The sequence below is a fragment of the Achromobacter sp. DH1f genome (assembly GCF_000633435.1).
GTDB lineage: Bacteria > Pseudomonadota > Gammaproteobacteria > Burkholderiales > Burkholderiaceae_B > Achromobacter > Achromobacter deleyi.
Genome location: NZ_AYMF01000019.1, coordinates 72,234 through 92,409 on the forward strand (window position 1 = coordinate 72,234; position 20,176 = coordinate 92,409).

16 protein-coding genes and 1 pseudogene are annotated in these 20,176 nt (G+C 60.7%); 16 read left to right on the forward strand and 1 reads right to left on the reverse strand.

Annotated features, from left to right (window positions below; genetic code table 11):
• Window positions 1-132: 132 nt before the first annotated feature.
• The 13 genes from U858_RS0117080 (at window position 133) to U858_RS0117140 (ending at window position 11,991) form a co-directional block, all read left to right on the forward strand.
• Window positions 133-1,023, forward strand: a complete 891-nt coding sequence (locus U858_RS0117080) for a nitrilase family protein (protein ID WP_025138365.1) — start codon at window positions 133-135, stop codon at window positions 1,021-1,023.
• A 61-nt stretch (window positions 1,024-1,084) separates the two neighbouring features.
• Entirely contained in the window at window positions 1,085-2,263 is a 1,179-nt protein-coding gene (locus tag U858_RS0117085) for a substrate-binding protein (RefSeq protein ID WP_025138366.1), read from the forward strand.
• 59 nt (window positions 2,264-2,322) lie between these two features.
• On the forward strand, window positions 2,323-3,156 hold the full coding sequence (locus U858_RS0117090) for a branched-chain amino acid ABC transporter permease (protein WP_025138367.1): 834 nt from the start codon (window positions 2,323-2,325) through the stop codon (window positions 3,154-3,156).
• A complete protein-coding gene (locus tag U858_RS0117095; RefSeq protein ID WP_025138368.1) occupies window positions 3,149-4,978 on the forward strand; it encodes an ATP-binding cassette domain-containing protein in 1,830 nt (609 codons plus the stop codon). The genes U858_RS0117090 and U858_RS0117095 overlap by 8 nt, the downstream gene beginning before the upstream one ends.
• A complete protein-coding gene (locus U858_RS0117100; protein WP_025138369.1) occupies window positions 4,975-5,688 on the forward strand; it encodes an ABC transporter ATP-binding protein in 714 nt (237 codons plus the stop codon). Before U858_RS0117095 ends, U858_RS0117100 begins: the two co-directional genes overlap by 4 nt.
• A 30-nt stretch (window positions 5,689-5,718) precedes the next feature.
• Window positions 5,719-6,879, forward strand: coding sequence for a transporter substrate-binding domain-containing protein (locus U858_RS0117105; protein ID WP_025138370.1), 1,161 nt, complete (start codon window positions 5,719-5,721; stop codon window positions 6,877-6,879).
• Window positions 6,880-6,881: 2 nt separating this feature from the next.
• Window positions 6,882-7,529, forward strand: a complete 648-nt coding sequence (locus U858_RS0117110; RefSeq protein WP_025138371.1) for an ANTAR domain-containing response regulator — start codon at window positions 6,882-6,884, stop codon at window positions 7,527-7,529.
• Window positions 7,526-9,019, forward strand: a complete 1,494-nt coding sequence (locus U858_RS0117115) for a M81 family metallopeptidase (protein WP_025138372.1) — start codon at window positions 7,526-7,528, stop codon at window positions 9,017-9,019. The genes U858_RS0117110 and U858_RS0117115 overlap by 4 nt, the downstream gene beginning before the upstream one ends.
• A gap of 169 nt (window positions 9,020-9,188) precedes the next feature.
• Window positions 9,189-9,596: a carboxymuconolactone decarboxylase family protein gene (locus U858_RS0117120; RefSeq protein ID WP_025138373.1), complete on the forward strand. Its 408-nt coding sequence runs from the start codon at window positions 9,189-9,191 to the stop codon at window positions 9,594-9,596.
• Window positions 9,597-9,605: 9 nt separating this feature from the next.
• On the forward strand, window positions 9,606-10,214 hold the full coding sequence (locus tag U858_RS0117125; RefSeq protein ID WP_025138374.1) for an LON peptidase substrate-binding domain-containing protein: 609 nt from the start codon (window positions 9,606-9,608) through the stop codon (window positions 10,212-10,214).
• A 124-nt stretch (window positions 10,215-10,338) separates the two neighbouring features.
• Complete coding sequence (locus U858_RS0117130) at window positions 10,339-11,160, forward strand: hypothetical protein (protein ID WP_025138375.1); 822 nt, start codon at window positions 10,339-10,341, stop codon at window positions 11,158-11,160.
• Between the two features lie 16 nt (window positions 11,161-11,176).
• On the forward strand, window positions 11,177-11,359 hold the full coding sequence (locus U858_RS0117135) for a hypothetical protein (RefSeq protein ID WP_025138376.1): 183 nt from the start codon (window positions 11,177-11,179) through the stop codon (window positions 11,357-11,359).
• A gap of 92 nt (window positions 11,360-11,451) precedes the next feature.
• Window positions 11,452-11,991 carry a VOC family protein gene (locus tag U858_RS0117140; protein ID WP_025138377.1) on the forward strand — a complete coding sequence of 180 codons (540 nt, stop codon included), beginning with the start codon at window positions 11,452-11,454 and terminating at the stop codon, window positions 11,989-11,991.
• A 221-nt stretch (window positions 11,992-12,212) separates the two neighbouring features.
• On the opposite strand, the gene U858_RS0117145 is transcribed toward U858_RS0117140, so the two are convergent.
• Complete coding sequence (locus tag U858_RS0117145; RefSeq protein ID WP_025138378.1) at window positions 12,213-12,608, reverse strand: Ltp family lipoprotein; 396 nt, start codon at window positions 12,606-12,608, stop codon at window positions 12,213-12,215.
• Window positions 12,609-12,865: 257 nt separating this feature from the next.
• Between U858_RS0117145 and U858_RS34865 the strand changes: the two are divergent.
• The 3 genes and pseudogenes from U858_RS34865 to U858_RS35675 form a co-directional block, all read left to right on the forward strand.
• Window positions 12,866-13,935: pseudogene (locus U858_RS34865) on the forward strand (IS3 family transposase); the annotation flags it as partial.
• A 517-nt stretch (window positions 13,936-14,452) separates the two neighbouring features.
• Window positions 14,453-15,256 (forward strand): endonuclease NucS domain-containing protein, encoded by an 804-nt coding sequence (locus U858_RS0117160; RefSeq protein ID WP_029953996.1) that lies wholly within the window; start codon window positions 14,453-14,455, stop codon window positions 15,254-15,256.
• A 1,336-nt stretch (window positions 15,257-16,592) separates the two neighbouring features.
• Window positions 16,593-20,075 (forward strand): NACHT domain-containing NTPase, encoded by a 3,483-nt coding sequence (locus tag U858_RS35675; protein ID WP_157838815.1) that lies wholly within the window; start codon window positions 16,593-16,595, stop codon window positions 20,073-20,075.
• Window positions 20,076-20,176 lie beyond the last annotated feature (101 nt).

A 20,176-nucleotide genomic window follows, 5' to 3' on the forward strand; every position in this document is an offset into this window, starting at 1 on the left:
GCCGCAGTACCCGGTAGTACCCCGCAGCAATAACTGCTGCCCGAACTTTCCGTCTGGCTATAGAAGCCCCCGACTCACACGCACTGCGTGGTCGGGGGCTTTTTCGTTTTCAAATCCGCAACAGGAGACCGCATGCAAGTTTCACAGCCGCAGGACGCCGCGCCGTCCGCGATCCGGGTGGCCAGCGTGCAGACCGCCCCGCAGATGGGGTGCGTGGCCGCCAACCTGGCGCGTTCCATCGAACTGGTCGAACAAGCCGCCGCCCAGGGCGCGCAGCTGGTGGTGCTGCCCGAACTGGCCAACACCGGCTACATGTTCGAGAGCCGCCAGGAAGCCTTTGCACTGGCCGAAACCGTGCCGGACGGCCCCAGCGCCCAAGCCTGGATCGCGCTGGCGCAGCGGCTGGGCATCTATCTGGTGGCCGGCATTGCCGAACGCAGCGGCGACCGGCTCTACAACGCCGCGCTGATCGCCGGCCCCGCCGGTTACCTGGGCACCTACCGCAAGCTGCATCTGTGGGGCGACGAAAACCTGTTCTTCGAACCGGGCGACCTGGGCCTGCCGGTGTTTCACACCGAACTGGGCCGCCTGGGCGTGGCCATCTGCTACGACGGCTGGTTTCCCGAGGTCTACCGCCTGCTGGCCATGCGCGGGGCCGACATCGTGGCCGTGCCCACCAACTGGGTGCCCATGCCGGGCCAGACACCCGACGGCCCGGCCATGGCGCATGCGCTGGCCATTGCCGGCGCCCACAGCAACGGCCTGACCGTGGTGTGCGCCGACCGCGTCGGCACCGAACGCGGCCAGCCGTTCGTGGGCCGCAGCCTGATCGTCGGCTCGCAAGGCTGGACGGCTGCCGGCCCCGCCAGCTTCGACCAGGAAGAAGTGCTGGTCGCCCCGGTGGACCTGGCGGCCTCGCGCCGGGCGCGGCAGTTGAACGCCTTCAACCACGTCCTGCGCGACCGGCGCTGCGACCTGTATGACGAACTGCTGGGCGCCACCGACGCGCCCCGGCAGGGCTGAACCCGACTCTCTTCACACCCCACGCACAACGGCGGATAGCCGGCCCCCAAGGAGAAATTCCATGACGTTCTTGCAGCGCAGCTTCCCCCGCAGTTTCCTTACCCGACTTTCCTTTGTCGCCTTGCTGGCCGGCGCGGCCGGTGCACAGGCCGCCGAGCCCTTGCGCATCGGCGTGCCGGTCGGCCTGTCCGGCGCCAACAGCGTCGTTGCACCCGGCGTGGTGCAGGCTTCGCAGCTGGCCGCCGACGAAATCAATGCGGCCGGCGGCATCCTGGGCCGCCAGGTCGTGCTGGAAATCGCCGACGACGCCTCGGGCGCGGTCGGCGCGCAAAAGGCCTACGACACGCTGGTGTTCCAGAAAAAGGTGGATGCCATCATCGCCATGGAAACCAGCGCGGCCCGCAACGCGGCGCTGCCCATCGTGTCGCGCGGCAAGGTGCCGTACATCTACACGTCTTTCTACGAAGGCCGCTCGTGCAACCGCTGGATGCACGTCAACGGCTGGGTGCCCGAGCAGCAGGTGGCGCCGGTGGTGGACCACTTCATGAAAGAACGCGGCGCCAAGACCTTCTTCCTGGTGGGCAGCGACTACGCGTTTGGCCGCGGCATGCTCAAGTTCACCCGCGAATACATCGAAAAGCAGGGCGGCCGCGTCGTGGGCGAGGAATACCTGCCCATCGACGGCTCCGACTGGACGCCCGTCGTGTCCAAGATCCGCTCGGCCAATCCCGACGCGCTGATCAGCTCCACGGCCGGCGGCGGCCCCAACGTCAGCCTGGCCAAGCAGGTCAAGGCCGCCGGCCTGACCATGCCCTACGGCAACCTGGCCATCGACGAAGCCACCGCCAAGACCATGGGCGAAACCGCCGTGGGCATGTACCTGTCCGCGTCGTACCTGACCAGCATCGATACCCCGCAGAACCGCAAGTTCCTGGACGGCCTGAAAGCCAAGTTCGGCGCCGACGCCAAGACCGCCAACGAGTTCTCGGGCCCGCAGTACGAAGCCTTCTTCCTGTACAAGGCCGCCGTCGAAAAGGCCGGCAGCACGGATTCGCAGAAGGTCGTGCAGGCGCTGAGCGAAGTCTCGTTCGACGGCCCGCGCGGCCCGGTCAAGATGGACCGCCAGCGCCACGCCGCCCTGACCATGCGCCTGGGCCAGGTGCAGCCGGACGGTTCCATCAAGATCCTGCAGACCTTCAACCAGGTGGACCCGGGCGCGCAATGCCCGGACCTGAAGTAACGCTTCGTGGCATGACGCAACACGCGCCGCAGGCCTGGCCGGCGGCGCTGGAGAGCACTATGGGTTTGATGCTGGACATCCTGAGCACGGCCGCCATGCTGTTCATCGTGACGGCTGGGCTGATGATCATCTTTGGCGTGATGAAGATCGTCAATTTCGCGCACGGCGCCATCATCACGCTGGGTAGCTACGCCAGCCTGGTGGTCACGCAGCTGGGGCTGGACCCCTGGCTGGCGCTGCCCTGCGCATTGGCGGCCGGCGTGCTGGTGGGCATGGCGGTCGAACGGCTGATCGTGCAGCCGCTGTACAAACGGCCGCTGGACGCCATCCTGGCCACCTGGGGGCTGGGCATCGTCATCGGCCAGCTCATCACCATGGCCTTTGGCCGTGAAGTGCAGTTCGTGGATTCCCCCATCCAGGGCGCCGTGCCGTTCCTGGGCACCGAATATTCCGCCTACCGCCTGTTCCTGGTGCCGTGCGCGCTGCTGCTGTATGCCGCCATGACGCTGCTGCTGAACGGCACCCGCTTCGGCGTGCGCACCCGCGCGGTCATCATGAACGAAGACCTGGCGCGCGGCCTGGGCATCAACGCCGAACGCATCCGCTTCACTACCTTCGGCCTGGGCGCCGGGCTGGGCGCGCTGGCCGGCGCGCTGATCACCCCGCTGTCCAGCGTGGACCCCGGCATGGGGCTGCCCTGGCTGGTCAGCGCCTTCATGCTGGTGATGGTGTCCGGCAATTCGATCACCGCGCTGCTCGTGACCTGCCTGGTCTACGGCGCCTGCCAGGTGCTGGTGAGCGTGTACGTCAGCCCCATCCTGGGCGGCGTCACCATCGCCGTGCTGGCGGCCCTGACCCTGCGCCTGCGCCCCAAAGGATTCGCCCATGACTGACACTTCTCTAGCGCAACAAGCGCCGGCTGCACCCGCCGCCGACGCCCGCCGCAGCGCGCGGGGCCGCGACCTCTTGTGGCTGTCCGTCCTGTGCCTGGCCCTGACGGTCGCCGGCCCCTGGCTGTTTGACACCTATCTCTTGAACGTGCTCATCAAGGCGCTGTTCTTCGCCGTCGCTGCCGTGACGGTGGACATCCTGTGGGGCTACACAGGCTACCTGACCTTCGGCCAATCGGCCTTCTTCGGCGTGGGCGCCTATGCCGCCGGGCTGGCCTTCACTCACTACGGCTTTTCCCCCGCCACGGCCGGGCTGGCCGTGCTGGTGGCCGTGGGCGGGGCGGCCCTGCTGGCCCTGGTCACCGGCTGGCTGTCGTTCTACCGCGGCGCCTCGCCGTTCTTTGCCACCGTCATTTCGCTGGTGCTGCCCATCGTGCTGACCCAGGTGGCGCTGTCCGGCGGCACCTACACCGGGTCGTCCTCGGGTCTGACCGGCTACGACACCTTCGACCTGTCGCTGGAAGCCTGGTACGTCATCGCCGCCGGCGGCCTGTCGATCGTGTCGCTGCTGGCCTGGGTGGCCGTGCGCAGCGACGGCGGCCGCATCCTGGTGGCGCTGCGCGACAACGAGGCGCGCTGCAGCTACCTGGGGCTGAACACCGCCCAGTGGCGCATCGCGCTCTTGGTCGTGTGCGGCGCGGTGGCAAGCCTGGCGGGCTTTGGCTACGGCGCCTTCAGCGGCGTGGTCGCGCCGGAACTGACCGGCTTCGTCTTCGGCACCGAGCTGATCATCTGGGTGGCGCTGGGGGGGCGCGGCACCATCTGGGGCCCGGTGCTGGGCGCCATCCTGATCAACGTGGCCGGTTCCTACCTGAGCGGCAACCTGCCGTTCGTATGGCAACTGCTGCTGGGCGTGACCTTCATCCTGGTCATCCTGCTGCTGCCGCGCGGCCTGTTGCCCTTGCTGCTGGCGCCCCTGCGCAAGCGCCGTCCGGCCCCGGCCCCGGCGCCGCACCTGGTGGCCCGCCCGCTGGCGGCCGCAGGGCAGGGCGGTCCGGCCGCCCCGCGCGCCCTGGGGTTGTCCGGCGTCGCCAAGCGATTCGGCAGCCTGAAGGTGCTGGAAGGCATCGACCTGCAAGCGCGCGGCGGCGAACTGCTGGGCCTGATCGGCCCCAACGGCGCCGGCAAGACCACGCTGATGCGCTGCATTGCCGACGGCGCCGAACGCTCCGACGGCGAGGTCGAACTCTGCGGCCATCCCGTGCGCCGCGACGGCCCCGAGCAATGCGTGCGCTTCGGCCTGGGCCGCAAGTTCCAGAACGCCAACATCTTCGACACTCTCACCGTCGCCGAAAGCCTGCGCATCGCCACCACCCTGCGCGAACGGCCCTCGTGGCGCCGCCGCGCGCCGCAGCTGGCCTTGCCGGCCTACGCGCTGGAAGTCCTGCGCATGACCGGCCTGGACCAGCAGCTGGACAGCATCGCGCGCGACCTGTCGCACGGCCAGCAGCAGGCGCTGGAACTGGCCATGGTGCTGGCGCTGGAGCCGCGCGTGGTGCTGCTGGACGAGCCCACCGCGGGCCTGTCCAAAGACGAACGCGCCCGCATCGGCCAGGTACTGGCATCCCTGGCGCACACCCACGGCCTGTGCTGCCTGCTGGTCGAGCACGACCTGGACTTCGTGGCCGAAGTCGCCACCCGCATCATCGTGCTGCACCAGGGCCGCATCGTCATGGACGGCAGCTTCCGTGAAGTCGTCGAATCCGAACTGGTGCGCACCATCTACGCCGGCAATGCCCCCACGCCCCAAGGAGCCGCCACATGACCCCCGCCACCCCGGCTCTGCACTTGGAAGGCGTTGCCAGCGGCTACAAGGGCGCCGTCGTGCTCAACGACATCTCGCTGTCGGTGCCCAGCGGCGCCTGCGTGGCGCTGCTGGGCAAGAACGGCATGGGCAAGAGCACGCTGCTCAAGACCGTGATGGGCTACCTGCCCAAGCTGCGCGGCCGCGTCAACGTGGGCGCGGTCGACGCCACCCGCCTGCGGCCGCACGAGGTCGCGCGCTGCGGCGTGGCCTACGCCGCCCAGGAACAGCCGCTGTTTCCCGACCTGAACATCCGCGACAACTTGCGCCTGGGCCTGGCCCACGACAAGCTGTTCGACGAACGCTTCGGTGAAATCGCCGACCTGTTTCCCGTCTTTGCCAGTCGCCTGCGCCAGCAGGCCGGCACCCTGTCGGGCGGCGAACAGAAAATGCTGCTGGTCGCCCGCGGCCTGATGCAACGGCCCGCCTTGCTGCTGCTGGACGAAATCACCGAAGGCCTGCAGCCATCCGTCATCGATCGGCTGGGCCGCGCGCTGAACTGGGAACGCGAGCGCCGCGGCACGTCCATGTTCATCGTCGAACAGAACGTGGCGTTTGCCCTGGACGTCGCCGACCGCTACCTGGTCCTGAAGCAGGGCGCTATCGTCGACCAAGGCGAGGCTGGCGCGCCCCAGGCGGTCGGCCATATCATGGGCCACTTGAAGGTATGAAGCCCAACACACTTTGCAAAGGATGCCGTTATGACCCCCCGCAATGACAGTGACGCCGCCGGGCAGGGGTGGCGCATCGGCGTGCTGTACTCGCGCAGCGGGGTCACCGGCACCACCGAAACCCAGCACTTCTTCGGCACCGTGCTTGCCGTCGAGGAAATCAACGCCCTGGGCGGCGTGCTGGGCCGCCCGCTCGAACCCGTGGTCTACGACCCCCGCAGCGACAGCGAAGAATACCGCCGCCTGGCCGCCCGCCTGCTGCTCGACGACGAAGTCAGCGTCATCTTCGGCGGCTGCACCTCGCACTGCCGCAAAGCCATGCTGCCCGTCGTCGAACGCAGCAATTCACTGCTCTGGTACGCGTCCGTCTACGAAGGCTTCGAGTATTCGCCCAACGTCATCTACACCGGCGCCGCGCCCAACCAGGGCAGCATGCAGCTGGCCGCCTACCTCATCCAGCACTGCGGCTCGCGCATCTTCCTGGTCGGCGCCGACTACATCTACCCCCGCGAAACCAACCGCATCATGCGCGACACGGTGGAAGAGCACGGCGGCGAAATCCTCGACGAAACCTATTTGCCGCTGGGCTGCGACGACAGCGACATCATCGACGTCGTGCGCGACATCCGCCGCATCCAGCCCGACGTGGTCTTCTCCACCCTGATCGGCGACGACGCCCAGCGCTTCTACCGCCGCTACCACGAAGCCTGCCAGGCCGACCCCGCCGCGCCCCACATTCCCATCGCCAGCCTCACCATGGCTGAATCCGAGGTCGCCGAAATCGGCGCCGAACTGTGCGTCGGCCACATCACCGCCGCCACCTACTTCAACACCGTCGACACCCCCGCCAACGCCCACTTCCTGGCCCGCTGGCACGCCCGCTTTGGCGACCGGCCCGCCAGCGTCTACGCCGAAAGCGCCTACAGCCAGGTGCACCTGTTCGCCCGCGCCCTGCAACGCGTGGGCAGCATGGACACCCGTAAACTTGTGCAAGCCGTGCACCAGGTGGACTTTGACGCACCCGAAGGGCGGCTATCCATCCTGGCCGAAAACAACCACTGCGTGCTGACCCCGCGCATCGGCGTCTGCCGCGCCGACGGCCGCTTCGACATCGTCTGGGAAAGCGGCGAACCGGTAAAACCGGACCCCTACCTGACCGCGTTCGGCCTGGACGAATTCTGGTTGAAATAAGCATGGACCATAGCCTTCGCCGCCTTTATGAAGACCTGCGCAGCGTCGCGGTCGCCGTGGCCTATCCGCCCGGCGAAGACCGCGACCTGCTGGTCGAACAGCTCAAGCGCATCGGCTGCCGCATCCACCTGTGCTGGCCGTTTCCCGACAAGCCCCCGGCGGGCGCCGACGTCGTCTTCTTCCAGGTCTCGCAGTGCGGCCAGAACAGCTCGGCCTGGTCCGCCAGCGAAGTCGAGGCCACCCTTATCGCCCTGTCCGAATACGAAACCCCCACCACCTTGAAGCAACTGCTCAAGAGCAACGCGCACGGCGTCCTGACCCGGCCGTTCCGGTCCGCCGGCATTCTCAGCACCCTGGTGCTGGCGCGGTCCGCCAAGCAGTTCCAGAGCCGCCAGCAGAACAAGATCGACAAACTCGAAAACACCATCAAGGCACGCCGCGTCATCGAAAAAGCCATCCGCGTGCTGATGGACCACCAACGCCTGGACGAGCGCGCCGCCTACGAACACATGCGCACCCGCGCCACCGGCCTGCGCGTCAGCGTCGCCGAGGTCGCCGCCATGATTATCGAGGCCAGCGAAGCCATGGAAAAACTGGGGCTGGGCGGCGCTGCACGCCCCGACCCCACCCCCGGAGGAGGCAAGGCATGAAAGTCCTGATCGCCCGCATGAACCACGAGACCAACACCTTTTCGCCCGTGCCCACGCCGTTGTCGGCCTTTGGCAACGACGGCCCCACCTATGGCGCCCAGGCCTATGAAGAAAACAAGGGCAAGCGCACCGCCATGTCCGCCTTCATCGACCTGGCCGAAGCGCAAGGTGCCACCCTTGTCACCCCCGTGTCCGCCACCGCCTACCCCAGCGGCCGCGTCGACGGCGACGCCTACCGCCAACTGTGCGACCGCATCGTTGCCGGCGCCCACGGCTGCGACGCCATCCTGCTCGACCTGCACGGCGCCATGGCCGTCGAAACCACCGACGACGGCGAAGGCGATCTACTGGAACGCCTGCGCCAGCAAGCCCCCGACGTGCCCATCGCCGTCGCCCTGGACCTGCACGGCAACGTCACCCAGAAAATGGTCGACAACGCCGACGTCATCATCAGCTTCAAGACCTACCCCCACATCGACATGTACGAAACCGGCGAACACGCCGGCCGCATCCTGTTCGACTGGCTGTCCGGCGGCCCCCGGCCCACCATGGCCTGGCGCCGCCTGCCGCTCATGAGCCACACCCTGCGCAGCAACACCGCCGAAGGCGCCATGCGCCGCGCCGTGCAGGCCGCCCGCGGCGCCGAAGCCGGCGGCATGCTGGGCGTGTCCGTGCTGGCCGGCTTTGCGCTGGCCGACATCCCCGATCCCTGCCTGTCCGTCGTCGTCGTCGCCGCCCGGGATGCGGACGGCGCCGACCGCGTCGCCGCGGGTCTGGCCGCCGCCATCTGGGAAGACCGCGACGGCTTCGTCTACGAGGCCGAACCCCTGGCCGCGTCCCTGGACCGCGCTGTAGCCGCGGCACGCGGCGCGGATCGCCCCGTGCTGCTGCTGGATCATGGCGACAACTGCATGTCCGGCGGCACCTGCGACACGATGGACGTGCTGATGGCCGCCGTCGACGCCGGCCTGACCGGCATCGTCGCCGGGCTGTACTGCGACCCCGAAGCGGTCGAGGCCATGATCCAGGCCGGGGAGGGGGCGAGGGTGGAACTGCCCGTCGGCAACAAACGGCCCATTCCCTCCATCGGCCGCCCCGCCACGCCCGTGACGCTGCGCGGGGTTGTGCGCGCCATCACCGACGGCACCTACGTCATCACCGGCCCCACCTACACCGGCCAGACCGCCTGCATGGGCCGCAGCGCCGTCCTCGACATCGGCGCCGCCCAGTTGGTGGTGACGGAGAGAACGCATGAACCGTGGGACCTGGGTGTCTTCGAAAGCCTGGGTATCAACCCGCGCGAGGCTCGCTTCATCCTCGTTAAATCGCGCATGTACTGCCGACCGGTGTTCGTGCCGATTTCTTGCGCCCTGATCGAATGCGACAGCCCGGGCGTCACCAGTTCCGACTTCTCGCTGTTTCCCTATCAGCGGCGGAACCGTCCGCGGTATCCGCTGGACCCGTTCAAGCCGGCGTCGGTTTCGCCGTGAGGCCGTTCTGTACTCCTTCCGGCGCTCCGTCGTGAAGGCGTCGGACATTCCTTCATGAAACCGTCCGGCACTTTTCCCACGGCTTGAACCTCGCCAGCCTTTCCAGTTCAATGGAACATTGCGCGGGCGGCACTGTCGCCGCCTGCCGGTTTCCCTGTCGGAGTGGCGTATGGCAACGGTGCATTTGCTGTCGGACGAAGAAGTCCGCAAGAATCCCCAGGCGTGGGCGGTGTTCGAAGACATCCGCGCCACCCGCAAGTCCGATTTCGTCAATAACTTCTGGCGCGCCCTGGCCAACGACCCGCCCCAGCTCGAACGCGTCTGGGGGCAGTTGAAACAAGTCATGATGGCCGAAGGCGAACTCTCGCCCCTCGTCCGCGAAATGATCTACATCGCCGTCTCCACGGCCAACGGCTGCACCTACTGCATCCACTCCCACACCGCCGCCGCCCGTGCCAAAGGCATGACCGACGGCCAGCACGCCGAGCTGCTCGGCGTCATCGGCATGGCCGCCCAGACCAATGCCCTGGTCACTGCCATGCAAGTCCCCGTCGACGACGCCTTCACCATGAAGTAGGGCGGCGCCGTGGCCACCATCCCGCTGTTCCCGCTCTCCAACGCCCTGTTCCCCGCCGGCGTCATGCACCTGCGCATCTTCGAAGTCCGCTACCTGGACATGATTCGCCGCTGCATCGCCGACGGCACCGAATTCGGCGTCGTCGCGCTGCTGGCGGGCAACGAGGTGCGCTCCCCCGAAGGCACCGAGACCCTGGCGCCCGTCGGCACCCTGGCCCGCATCGACACCTGGGACGCTCCCATGCCCGCGCTGTTGCAGTTGCGCTGTGTCGGGACAAGCCGTTTTCGGCTGGTTTCCAGCCAACTGGCAAAATACGGTCTTTGGATGGGCGAAATCGAACCCATCCCCGACGACCCGATCCTTCCCGTGCCTGCCGCCTTGCAGCCCTGCGCCGACGCGCTGGGTAGTTTGGTCGCCCAATGGCAGCAAGAAGGCGTCCCCGCAGACAGCATGCCCCTCGCGCCGCCGTACCGCCTGGATGAGTGCGCTTGGGTGGCTGATCGCTGGTGTGAATTGTTGCCGATGCCGGCGGCCGAGAAGGTTCGATTGCTGGCGCTGACGGAGCCTGAGGCGCGTCTGGCGGCGGTGCATGCTGCGCTGGATGGTCGGCTGCCGTGAAGCTGGGTTGACGTGAGCGACCAGGGAAGGGCGGCCTAGCCGCAGCAGACGCTTGGCCTCAACCGGCAGTAGCGGGTCGCGGCGGAACCGCAGCGGGTCGGGCAAGCATTATTTTTTGGACACCATGAATATAAGAATCGACGAAGGCCTGCGCGCCTATATAGACCCCTTGACCGACGACGAGCGCGAAGCGCTGGAACGCAGCCTGCTGGCTGAAGGCTGCCGCGACGCCCTGGTTCTGTGGGGCGACTTGCTGGTCGATGGTCACAACCGCTACGCCTTGTGCATGAAGCACGGTATTCCGTTCGAGACCCGTCAGAACACCTCGTTCAAGTCGATGGAAGATGTGCATCTATGGATGATTGAAAACCACCTGGGCCGGCGTAGCGTCTCCGATTTCCAGCGGGGCGTCCTGGCCCTGCGTAAGAAGGAAATCCTGCAATCGCGCAGCGTGCCGCCGTGGGAAGACGACGGCAGCACCCCGCCGCCTCCGATTCCCCCTGCGCCGCCCGCCGCTGCGATCAGCCGCCAGACCTTGGCACGAGAGGCGAGGATCAGCAGTAGCACCCTGGGCCAGATCGAAAAAATCCAGAAGGCCGCCGCTCCGGAACTGGTGCGCGCGGTCAAAGACGGCGCCATCTCCATCAACGCCGCTGCCGCTGTCTCCACGCTGCCCCCCGAACGCCAAGCCGCAGCAGTCGCCGGCGGCAAAAAAGAGCTACAACAAGCCGCCCGAGAAGTCCGCCAGGCCAAGGCTCCGCCACCGCGTGAGGCTGTGCCGGATATTCCCATTGAGAACATTGCTGATTTGCCCGCGGAAGTGATTCGCTTGCGTGAATTGCTGGCGCGGCTGACGGATGAGCGGGATCAGTTGAAGAAAAAGATCATGCACCTGACCGTGGCCTTGGCCGAGGCGCGTAATGCCACGGGCAGTGGGGACGACTAAACAGCCGGAGCGGAGCATGCCCCAACAGCAACTATTCGCCCAAGACCGTCTCGACGCGTGGTTTGACGGATCCACCATCTGCGTCGTTGCCGTTGGCGCGCATGGTGATCCGCTGGATCTGGGCGAAGAAGAGGTTAGGGCGCTGATTGCGAAGCTTGAGCTGGGCTTGGCGCAGATTGCCTGTCATACCTGCGTATAGCCCTGCGCTTGTCCGCCAAAGGCCGTCATAGACAACGGCATACGCGTGCCCTTTAATGGTCGCTAGTCCTTGAACCCTCTTGGGAGGTTCCAATGATTGACCATACAGGTATCGGCGTGGCCGACGTTGCGCGGTCCGCCAAGTTTTACGATGCAGCCTTGGGCGCTTTAGGCCTGCGCCGCGTCATGCAGATTCCCAGCGGTGTTGGATCCGATGCCGTCGGCTATGGCGTCGACTATCCCATTTTCTGGATCGACAAGCTTCATCCGCATAGCGTGCAGCAGCACACAGCGTTTGTGGCAAAGAGTCGTGCTGAGGTCGACGCTTTCCATGTAGCCGCCATGAAAGCAGGCGGAACCGAGAACGATGCACCGGGCCTGCGCGATACCGCCAAAGGCTACCCGCTTGGATACTACGCGGCGTTTGTGCGGGACCCCGACGGCAACATTATGGAAGCGGTCTTTCGCGTGGCTAAGCCGCTCCACCACAGGCGGCCGCCCATTCGCCAAGACCTACCTCGGGTGCCACCTCTCGACCGACGCTATGTCGAATCGTGGTTTGAAACCCTTGTTTCTCATCTGACCGTGGCGCTGGCTGAAGCGCGCAATGCGACGAGTAGGTACGACGATTGAGACTTCGGGAAGAAAAGGCGCCCCAACTATTCCCCGAAAACCATCTGGACGCATGATGCAACGGTTCCGCCGCCAGCGTTGTCGTGGTTGGCGCGTATGGTGATCTCGTCAGGCTGGGCGAGGAAGAGGTTAGAGCCCTGATTGCCAAGCTGAGCTTTGCTTGGCGCAATCTAAAGGCGTTGATCAATAGGCTTTTATAAAGGTTTGAGGGTGCCGTTTTTTTATTGGCACACACCTACTGTCTTCGCACCATAGGTTGCTTCGGCGACGGTGTATTGATCACCTGACTTCGATGAAAGCTGCTGGATCAGGCGCTTGCAAGAAAAACCCATCATATCGACGTAATTCTTGGCGGATCTTGCGGCCTGCTTGTTCCAATCTACCTTGAGGCTATCCACCGCCACCGTCGCATCCGCAACCTTATAGCCGTCCCCTGAGTCCGACGACAACTGACGAATCAGTCCATTGCGCGAGAAGCCGGCGAAGCTAAGGTACTGCGTGGCCGAGCGAACCGCATTTTTCTGCGGGACGGTGAGATCTTGGGCCAGTGCGGGCGTTGCACCAAGCAGGGCCAGGGCAACAAAAGGTATGCATGCATGCGATAGTAGTTTGTTCATATCTAGTTTTTTTTTTGGTTGTGGAGTTGCGGGTGGTATGGAAATGCGGCCCAAATCTAATAGTCGGAGGTTCCGGATGGCGTACTCCTATGAAAGGCGACTCTCGAATTTGCACAAAAATTTGGCTCATATAGCTCGAGTAAGTACCTAGGAATTCTGGGCCGTCGGAAAATATACACTACCAATTGCATCGATATTGACCTGCTCCCCGTGGTTAGTACGAAATCGATGTAGAGTCCGTTCACAAAGGAACGGCAATGAAGAGACGATTTACGGAAGAACAGATCATCGGGGTGCTGAAGGAGGCCGAGGCAGGAGCCAAGGTGGCCGAACTGTGCCGCAAGCACGGGACCTCGGAGGCCATTTACTACAACTGGAAGGCGAAGTTCGGCGGTATGACCGTCTCGGACGCCCAGCGACTGGAGGAGCTGGAGCAAGAGAACAACAAGCTCAAGAAGCTGTTGGCTGAATCGATGCTGGACAAGGCTGCGCTTCAGGACCTTTTGAGCCGAAAGTAGCAAGCCCGCAGGCCAAACGCGAAGCGGTCAGAGCGTTGATGACCGAGCGCGGCATGGGTATCACCTGGTCCTGCGGGCTGCTAGGCATTTTCCGGTCGCTATTCGCATATGAAAGTAAGCGTACGGGCGATGTGGCATTGACCGAGCGCATGAAGGAAATGGCAGCGCTCAAGCGACGCTACGGCTATCGGCGCATCCATATTCTGCTGCGCCGTGAAGGCTGGCAGACGAATCACAAGCGGGTCTGGCGGCCTTACAGCCAAGCCGGCTTGAGCGTTCGTAAGCGTCGCCGCAAGCGCATCGCTTCCGCAGAACGGGTAGTTCGTCCCGTTGCGACGGCGCCGAATCAGAGCTGGTCGATGGACTTCGTGTCCGAGGGTCTGGCCTATGGCCGAATGTTCCGGTGCTTGAACATCGTCGATGACTACACGCGCGAGTGTCTTGCCATCGAGGTCGATACATCACTGCCGGGATTGCGGGTGGCGCAGGTGCTGCAACGGCTTGCGGAACTGCGTGGGTCGCCCAAATCCATCACCGTGGACAACGGCCCGGAGTTTGCTGGCAGGGCCTTGGATGCTTGGGCCTATCAGGTCGGCGTGAAGCTGTCGTTCATCAGACCAGGCAAGCCCGTGGAGAATGCATACATCGAGAGCTTCAACGGAAAATTCCGCGATGAATGCCTGAATGAGCACTGGTTCATGTCGCTGCGCCAAGCCAAATCCGTGATCGAAGACTGGCACGTCGAGTACAACACCGGACGCCCGCATAGCGCGCTGGGATACTTAACGCCGGAGCAGTTTGCTCAGGCGCATCGGCAACAACGGTTTTTAACCCTGGACTCTATGTCGGTGCCGTACTACGTCTGGGGGCAGGTCAATATCTCAACGAAAACCGTAGTCAAACACGGGGCTTCCGTAGTTGGGCGCGCGGTGTACAGATGGGCAAGCGCCCAGGAACTCATTCATGCGCTCGATGCGACGCCCGATTAGGTCGTTGGTCGGCGCATTGCATGGCGTGTCTCCCTATAAGCGGTGTGATCGCCTTCTGAAGGCTACAAGACACGCTCCATGCAAATCCTGATCCATTTGTCCCACGCGCACCAAACCGGCGGTTCACGCGAGTTTCACTAAAAATTCATTGGAAAGTCTCAGATTCTGGCGCCTTTGTCGAAAGACTCTGGATGGCAGAGCAATCTTGCGATGGATTGTGCGTTAGTACGGGTACGGTGTGGAGAGTTTTATTTTTCGTTTACATATGGTAATAATACTGCCTTTGGTGGGCCGAATAGCCGGTCTACCCAAATCAAAAAAAGGCTAGACATACCAAATGAGCAACGAAAATAGACCATCGGTCAGGCAAATGGTCAAAGAAGCAGTTCAGCAGATGGGCGGGGAGTGCACTTATCCGGCGATCAAGGCGAAAATCCGCTCAATGTATGGCGATGACGTCAACGACAGTTCGATGACCTGCAGCATCATTTCGGGTGCGGTCAACCATCCCTCGCGTATCCACTACAGCGAAAACAAGAAGCCCCGGATCGCAGAAACTGCCTACGACTACCTCTTCAATACCGGCCGCGGAAAGATTGTTTGGTACGAGCCCGAAAGGCACGGCGTTTGGGAAATCGCAAAAGCGGGCGATGAGGGCCTGATCGTTCGTCTGGCCGACGGAGTTGGCGAGAATCCGGAGTTGGCCGTGGCTGCCGTCGAAGCCAACACAGACGCCTACAGCATGTTCGCCCTCGAAGCTCACCTGCGCGACTATCTGGCAAAAAGCCTTCCGAGGTTGCCGGGCGACGACGTGCCGCTAACGCTCTACCGCGCGGACGATCGCGACGGCGTGGAGTTCCAGACTGACGTTGGCCCCATAGACATCCTTGCCACCGGCAACGGTGACTTCTACGTCCTCGAGTTGAAGCTCGGTCGCGGCCCTGATGCGGCGCTGGGCCAAGTCCTGCGTTATATGGGCTGGGTTAAAGAGCATCTGGCAGGTGAGAAGAACGTCTTTGGTGTAATCGTGGCATCGGATATTGGGCAAAAGCTACGCTATGCCGCAACGCAGGTGCCCAACGTTCGGCTCATGGAATACGACCTGAAAGTGGATTTTCGACCGGTGAGGTTGAATCCCTGATTTTTTGAATACGCCCTTTTCTTACTCGTTACTTCGCGAAATGGTGCTGGGCAACAGCTATCGTTGTCGAAACTGTAGTCTGACACCATTGTTTGCCCCGTGTGGGTTTTCTACCAAAATAACTAAGGCGTCTTAATGAATAACACTTGCCAACATGATTCCGTTCAATTTCATCTCGACCAAATAATTAAATCGGAAAGGGCTGGGCATGAAGTACATAGACACTCTACAACTCAAGGAATTATGGTTGCATTAGCTCTTGCAGATAGGCGATACGCTGAGCCTCAGTTTCTTAATCAGCCCATTAAGGCTCTGATCAATCGACTCGATCAAGACCAAATTGCAGCGATTGTGCGATTCAGAGCCGAGCGAGGGCTGCCCTAAGCATCGGGTGTAGGAAGCGGAATTTAGAGGAACAATGGTGTCAGACTACAGTTTTATCGGCGAAACCGTAGTCTGACACCATTTTTCGATATCATTGATTCAGAGGCGAAAGTCGTCGACTTTAAGCTGACGCGAAGAGGGTTTGCGCCATCCGCGGTGTTCAAGTGCCTCGTAAAGATGGCCATTTCGGTAGCCCCTCCGGGAGACAGCGAATCATTGAAGCATCTGAAGGCCTGGATTCGTGGGGACCAGGAGTCATCCGAAGCGTTCGCTGACGCGCTGCTCGTTCTGTACATCCAGACGCGTCCAACTGTATACGCGCCCGGCAGGTTTGATTTTCAACTTTTACGTCGCAAGTCCAAAGCACCGACGGACTCGCCGTATATGTTCTTCCGCTTGCGGTTTGGGGGGAGGGCATACCAGATCGCGCTTCCATTGCTCGTGGAAGATGCTGGTCAGCCTAGGGACAAGGCGCCCAAACTTCCAATGTTTTCGATAGACTCTGGAGCATTCAGCGACTTGAATCAACCTGCGGCGCCAATTCAGCGAGAGAATATGTCGAGCTCAAAGATCGAAGACAGGGAGGACATCGTGCTGCGCTACAGCTTAGGCACTGTCCAAGAGCTAGACCCTGGTAAATTCCAGTTATTAACCTCACGTCGTGGGCGGAAGTAGTCTCAAGTCTGTGGAATTGCGCTCCGATATGATCTACTCGGGGCTCAGGCAAGACCTTGGACTACCGAGAGGTCTTCATGCGAAGTTCACATCTTCTCATTAGCTTTAGGTTTTAGAATATGATGTCAGACTACGTTTTCGAGGGGGCCAACGTAGTCCGACACCATTGCTTAGGAAGTAAAACTCAATCGAGTTGAGACTGTGCCAGCAGGCTCGACGGGCTAGTCTGGCGTTCTAAATCTGATCGTACATACGGAAGAAAGTAAAAGAGGAATAAATGGCGGAAGCAGGTGGACCAACGACTCAGTCTGGCATCTATTACCAGAACACTATTGCGGCACGATATCTCGGAGCCTTATTGGATCTGCGCCTGCCGTCTGCCGCAGGTGCTTCGCGGGTGATTAGTGTTCGCGTTGAAGCGCCAGAACACATTGATGACACTGTTGTTGAGTTCTCCGACGGCCATAAGCTGTTCATTCAGGCGAAGGAGGGCCTCGCAACCAGTGGCGATGCTTGGGACAAATTTTGGTTAGCTGCTAAAAAACAAGCTAACGACAATCCTTCTGTTACTGACGAGTTTCGTCTGGTCGTAGGCAAAATTTCTGGAGCGCTACAGAACCTGCGAGAAGCGCTCGACCGTTCTCGCGGTATGCAGAATCACATTGAATGGCATGGTTCACTTAACCAAGCACAGTGCGACGTTGTGAGCTCTGTTATTGCTGCAGTCGGAGCCGATGATGCTTCTGGGTTTGCTATTGCACAGAGAGTCCATCTCGAATTTCTTTCATTGGATGATGCTGAGAAATTTGGGGTTAGAGACTGGATGCCCACATCTTCAGAATCGAAATCAGCACTACTTAGTCATCTACGAGACATGTGCGGAGGGCACTCTCGTATCAGGAAGACATTTTTCGGTGGTGAACTCTCTGAAAGATTGTTGCGAGAATTACAGGTACGAGTTTATGGATCATCGGGCGACGAGCTTGAACGATATTGCGTCGCGATTGCGCAGGAGCTAGATCAAATTTCGATTCCAAGCACTGCGGTGGCGGCGTCAGAAGCAGATCTCTTTGTCTGGCCAGACATTTGTATGGTGGACCGCACCGTCAGGCATGATTTTGAGGACGAGGACAGCCGAGGCGTTCGATCGGAGAAATGCGACTTCCGCCAATTTTTGGCAGCGGATCTTCGTCTTGTTGTCATCGAGAGTGGAGCTGGGCATGGGAAGTCGACAATTCTTCGGGCAACTACGCGACGGATTGCGGCGACAACCAGCTACATTCCCGCATTGCTTCATGCTGAAGATGCAGCGCGATTTACATCGTTATTAGAGTACCTTGAGAAAGAGTACAACTCAAGTTATGACTTGAGCATCGGATGGCATGGGCTATGCGCGCAGGGGCGCGCGGTAATTATTATTGATGGAATTGACGAGGTTGATGACGGCGCGAGGGCCAAGGTAGTCGAAATGGTCGTTAAGGCGTCGGCGCTGTTCGCTCACATGTCGTTTTTGATCGGAGCCCGTGATTCGTCCATCGCGAGTCTTCCTGCCAAGTTCAAGCTTTTACGCGTACAGAGCCTTAATGCTGAGCAAACGGCTGACATGCTCAAACGCTATTTGTGGCAGAGACCAGAGGCGCGACGGCAAGAAGTGTTGGCCCACGTAAGAAACCATCCGGAGCTAGAGCAGCTTTGTCGCGTACCCTTGTTCCTAGGCATCTTCGCTGCAACGCTTCCAGAGGTTGGTTATCTGCCGACGAGCCGTACTGAACTCCTCGAGCAGTACATTCTTCATGCTCTATCGGCCACACGCCATAAAGGTACTCGCGCCCCTGCGGTTGGTAAGGTAGCTCTACGACAAGGAGCTACAGCAATTGCATTGCTAGCATTTCGCAAGGATAAAAGTACGTTACGAGACGCCGAAGCGCGAGTGGCGTCTGGCGATGAGTGCCTAGATGTGCTGGTGCAAAGCGGAATTCTCCAACGAAGACATACGCACGTGGCATTTTCCCTTCCCACCTTACAAGAGTATTTAGCAGGGTGTGAACTGGCGGATTCAGGTGAAATTTATTCGATTGATTTGTTGGCCGGGCTTTATCGACGGTCCTGGGCTCAGTCGATTCAATTCGCAATTGAGCGACTCGATGATGCTGACGCATTGCTAAGAAAGCAGTTTTTACAAGTAGATGATGTGTTTCATACCTCGCTTCGTTTTGTCGGTCGTTGCATAGTTAATGGCGCACGTGTAAAGCCAGATTTGAAAGAAGACGTTGCGGATCGGCTTTTTGATATCTGGGGAAAAGTGTCGCACCAGACCGCCACACGCATTGGTCAGTTAATCGTTGACGGTTTTAGTTTGCCGCTTCGCCCAAAGCTTCGCGAAATTCTTCTGAATCCACGGGTCCGCCATTACGAAAGGCCAACAATTCTTCGACGAATAAATTCCCCGGCATTAGCATTGGATTGCCTTAAGAAGTTGATAGTTGAGGCTGATATGCGTGAGTTGAGCCATAATGATTGGTGCGCATTGATGCGCACCGAGCCAACGGCCATTCAATTGCTCCTGGAGCGGGCTAGGTCTAGCTCCGCATTTTACTCAGTCACTACAATCGCAGAAATACTCTATAAGTTGCGCTCTGTTTCTGTTGACTGGCGTTCGATTGCAGATGATTTGACGCTGCCATCTGTGGTGCGGGCTGCTGCTGAGTTTGGCGTGTGCGGTGGGCCAGTTTCATCGGCGTTGATAGACATCGCGTTGTCTGACGCTGAGGACGGACACTTGTGGGATACGTTTCACACTGCTTATGTAAGCACTAATTGGTGGAGGGGGCACTTGCGATCCTCATGCCGAGGCCCGAAACAGTTAAAAAGCCACGCACCTGTTTTAAGCGCGCTGTTTTGCGGGTATGAAATATCTCGTGAATTAATACATGAATTGGAAATAATTGCATCAGATCCTGAAACAGATTTTTTTGATTGCTTCCTTTTGTCGCTTGTACTTGCTGGTCATGCGATCGGAGATTTCGCCGACACAACAACGCGGCTATTATCGTCGATTGACTCGGACTATTTATTCGGATGGGTGCTTGAGACGCCGTATCTTCCCGAAGATCAAGTCGCCTGTGGTGTCGCGACCCTTCATAACCGAGATTTGCCATTAACGCGTCAGTGTGAACTAATTCGCAAACTAGCTCGCTACACAATGTATACGCCCACTGAAGAGCGTCGCTCTTGGCACCCTAGGGGGCCGTTCAAGACTCGTGAATTTCCTGGTTGCGGCGCTACTGCTGTCCAAGACTGGGCAGAGAGTCTAATAGCTGACGGGAAATTAGGTGAGAAGGATCGGCGCGACCTAATTTTGTCCGGCGCCAAATTGAAATCCCCTCATTGGCTAAGAGAGCTTGATGGTTTGATGTCCGAATATATCGATGGGCATGATAATGTCTCTGAGGACGATTGGGCTTGGTTTTTCGAATCTGTCGGAGTGATTGTTAATGCAGGCGATCTTGAGGGGACAATGCGAAATAGGGTGTGGGAACTCATAAAAAAATGCAAAGGACATCCTGTCTACTGGATGCTAAGAGAGATTCTGTGGTTGCCGAATACCATTAATCATGATGTTCTTCTTGACTACCTTTCCAATGGGGAGTCGAAAGAGGCTAAGGAGGCTATCCTGGACTATTTTGAACGAACATCAGAACGAATGGGTCTGCGCTTGGAAAATGAGGGAAATAGATTTCATCTTAAAAGCATGCGTTGAGAGAAGGCACGGCGTTCCGCATTATGCATTGAATGTTGATCGAACTCGATTTAAGGTGTCAGACTGCACAACATCGGTGTCAGACTACATTTTCGATTTCC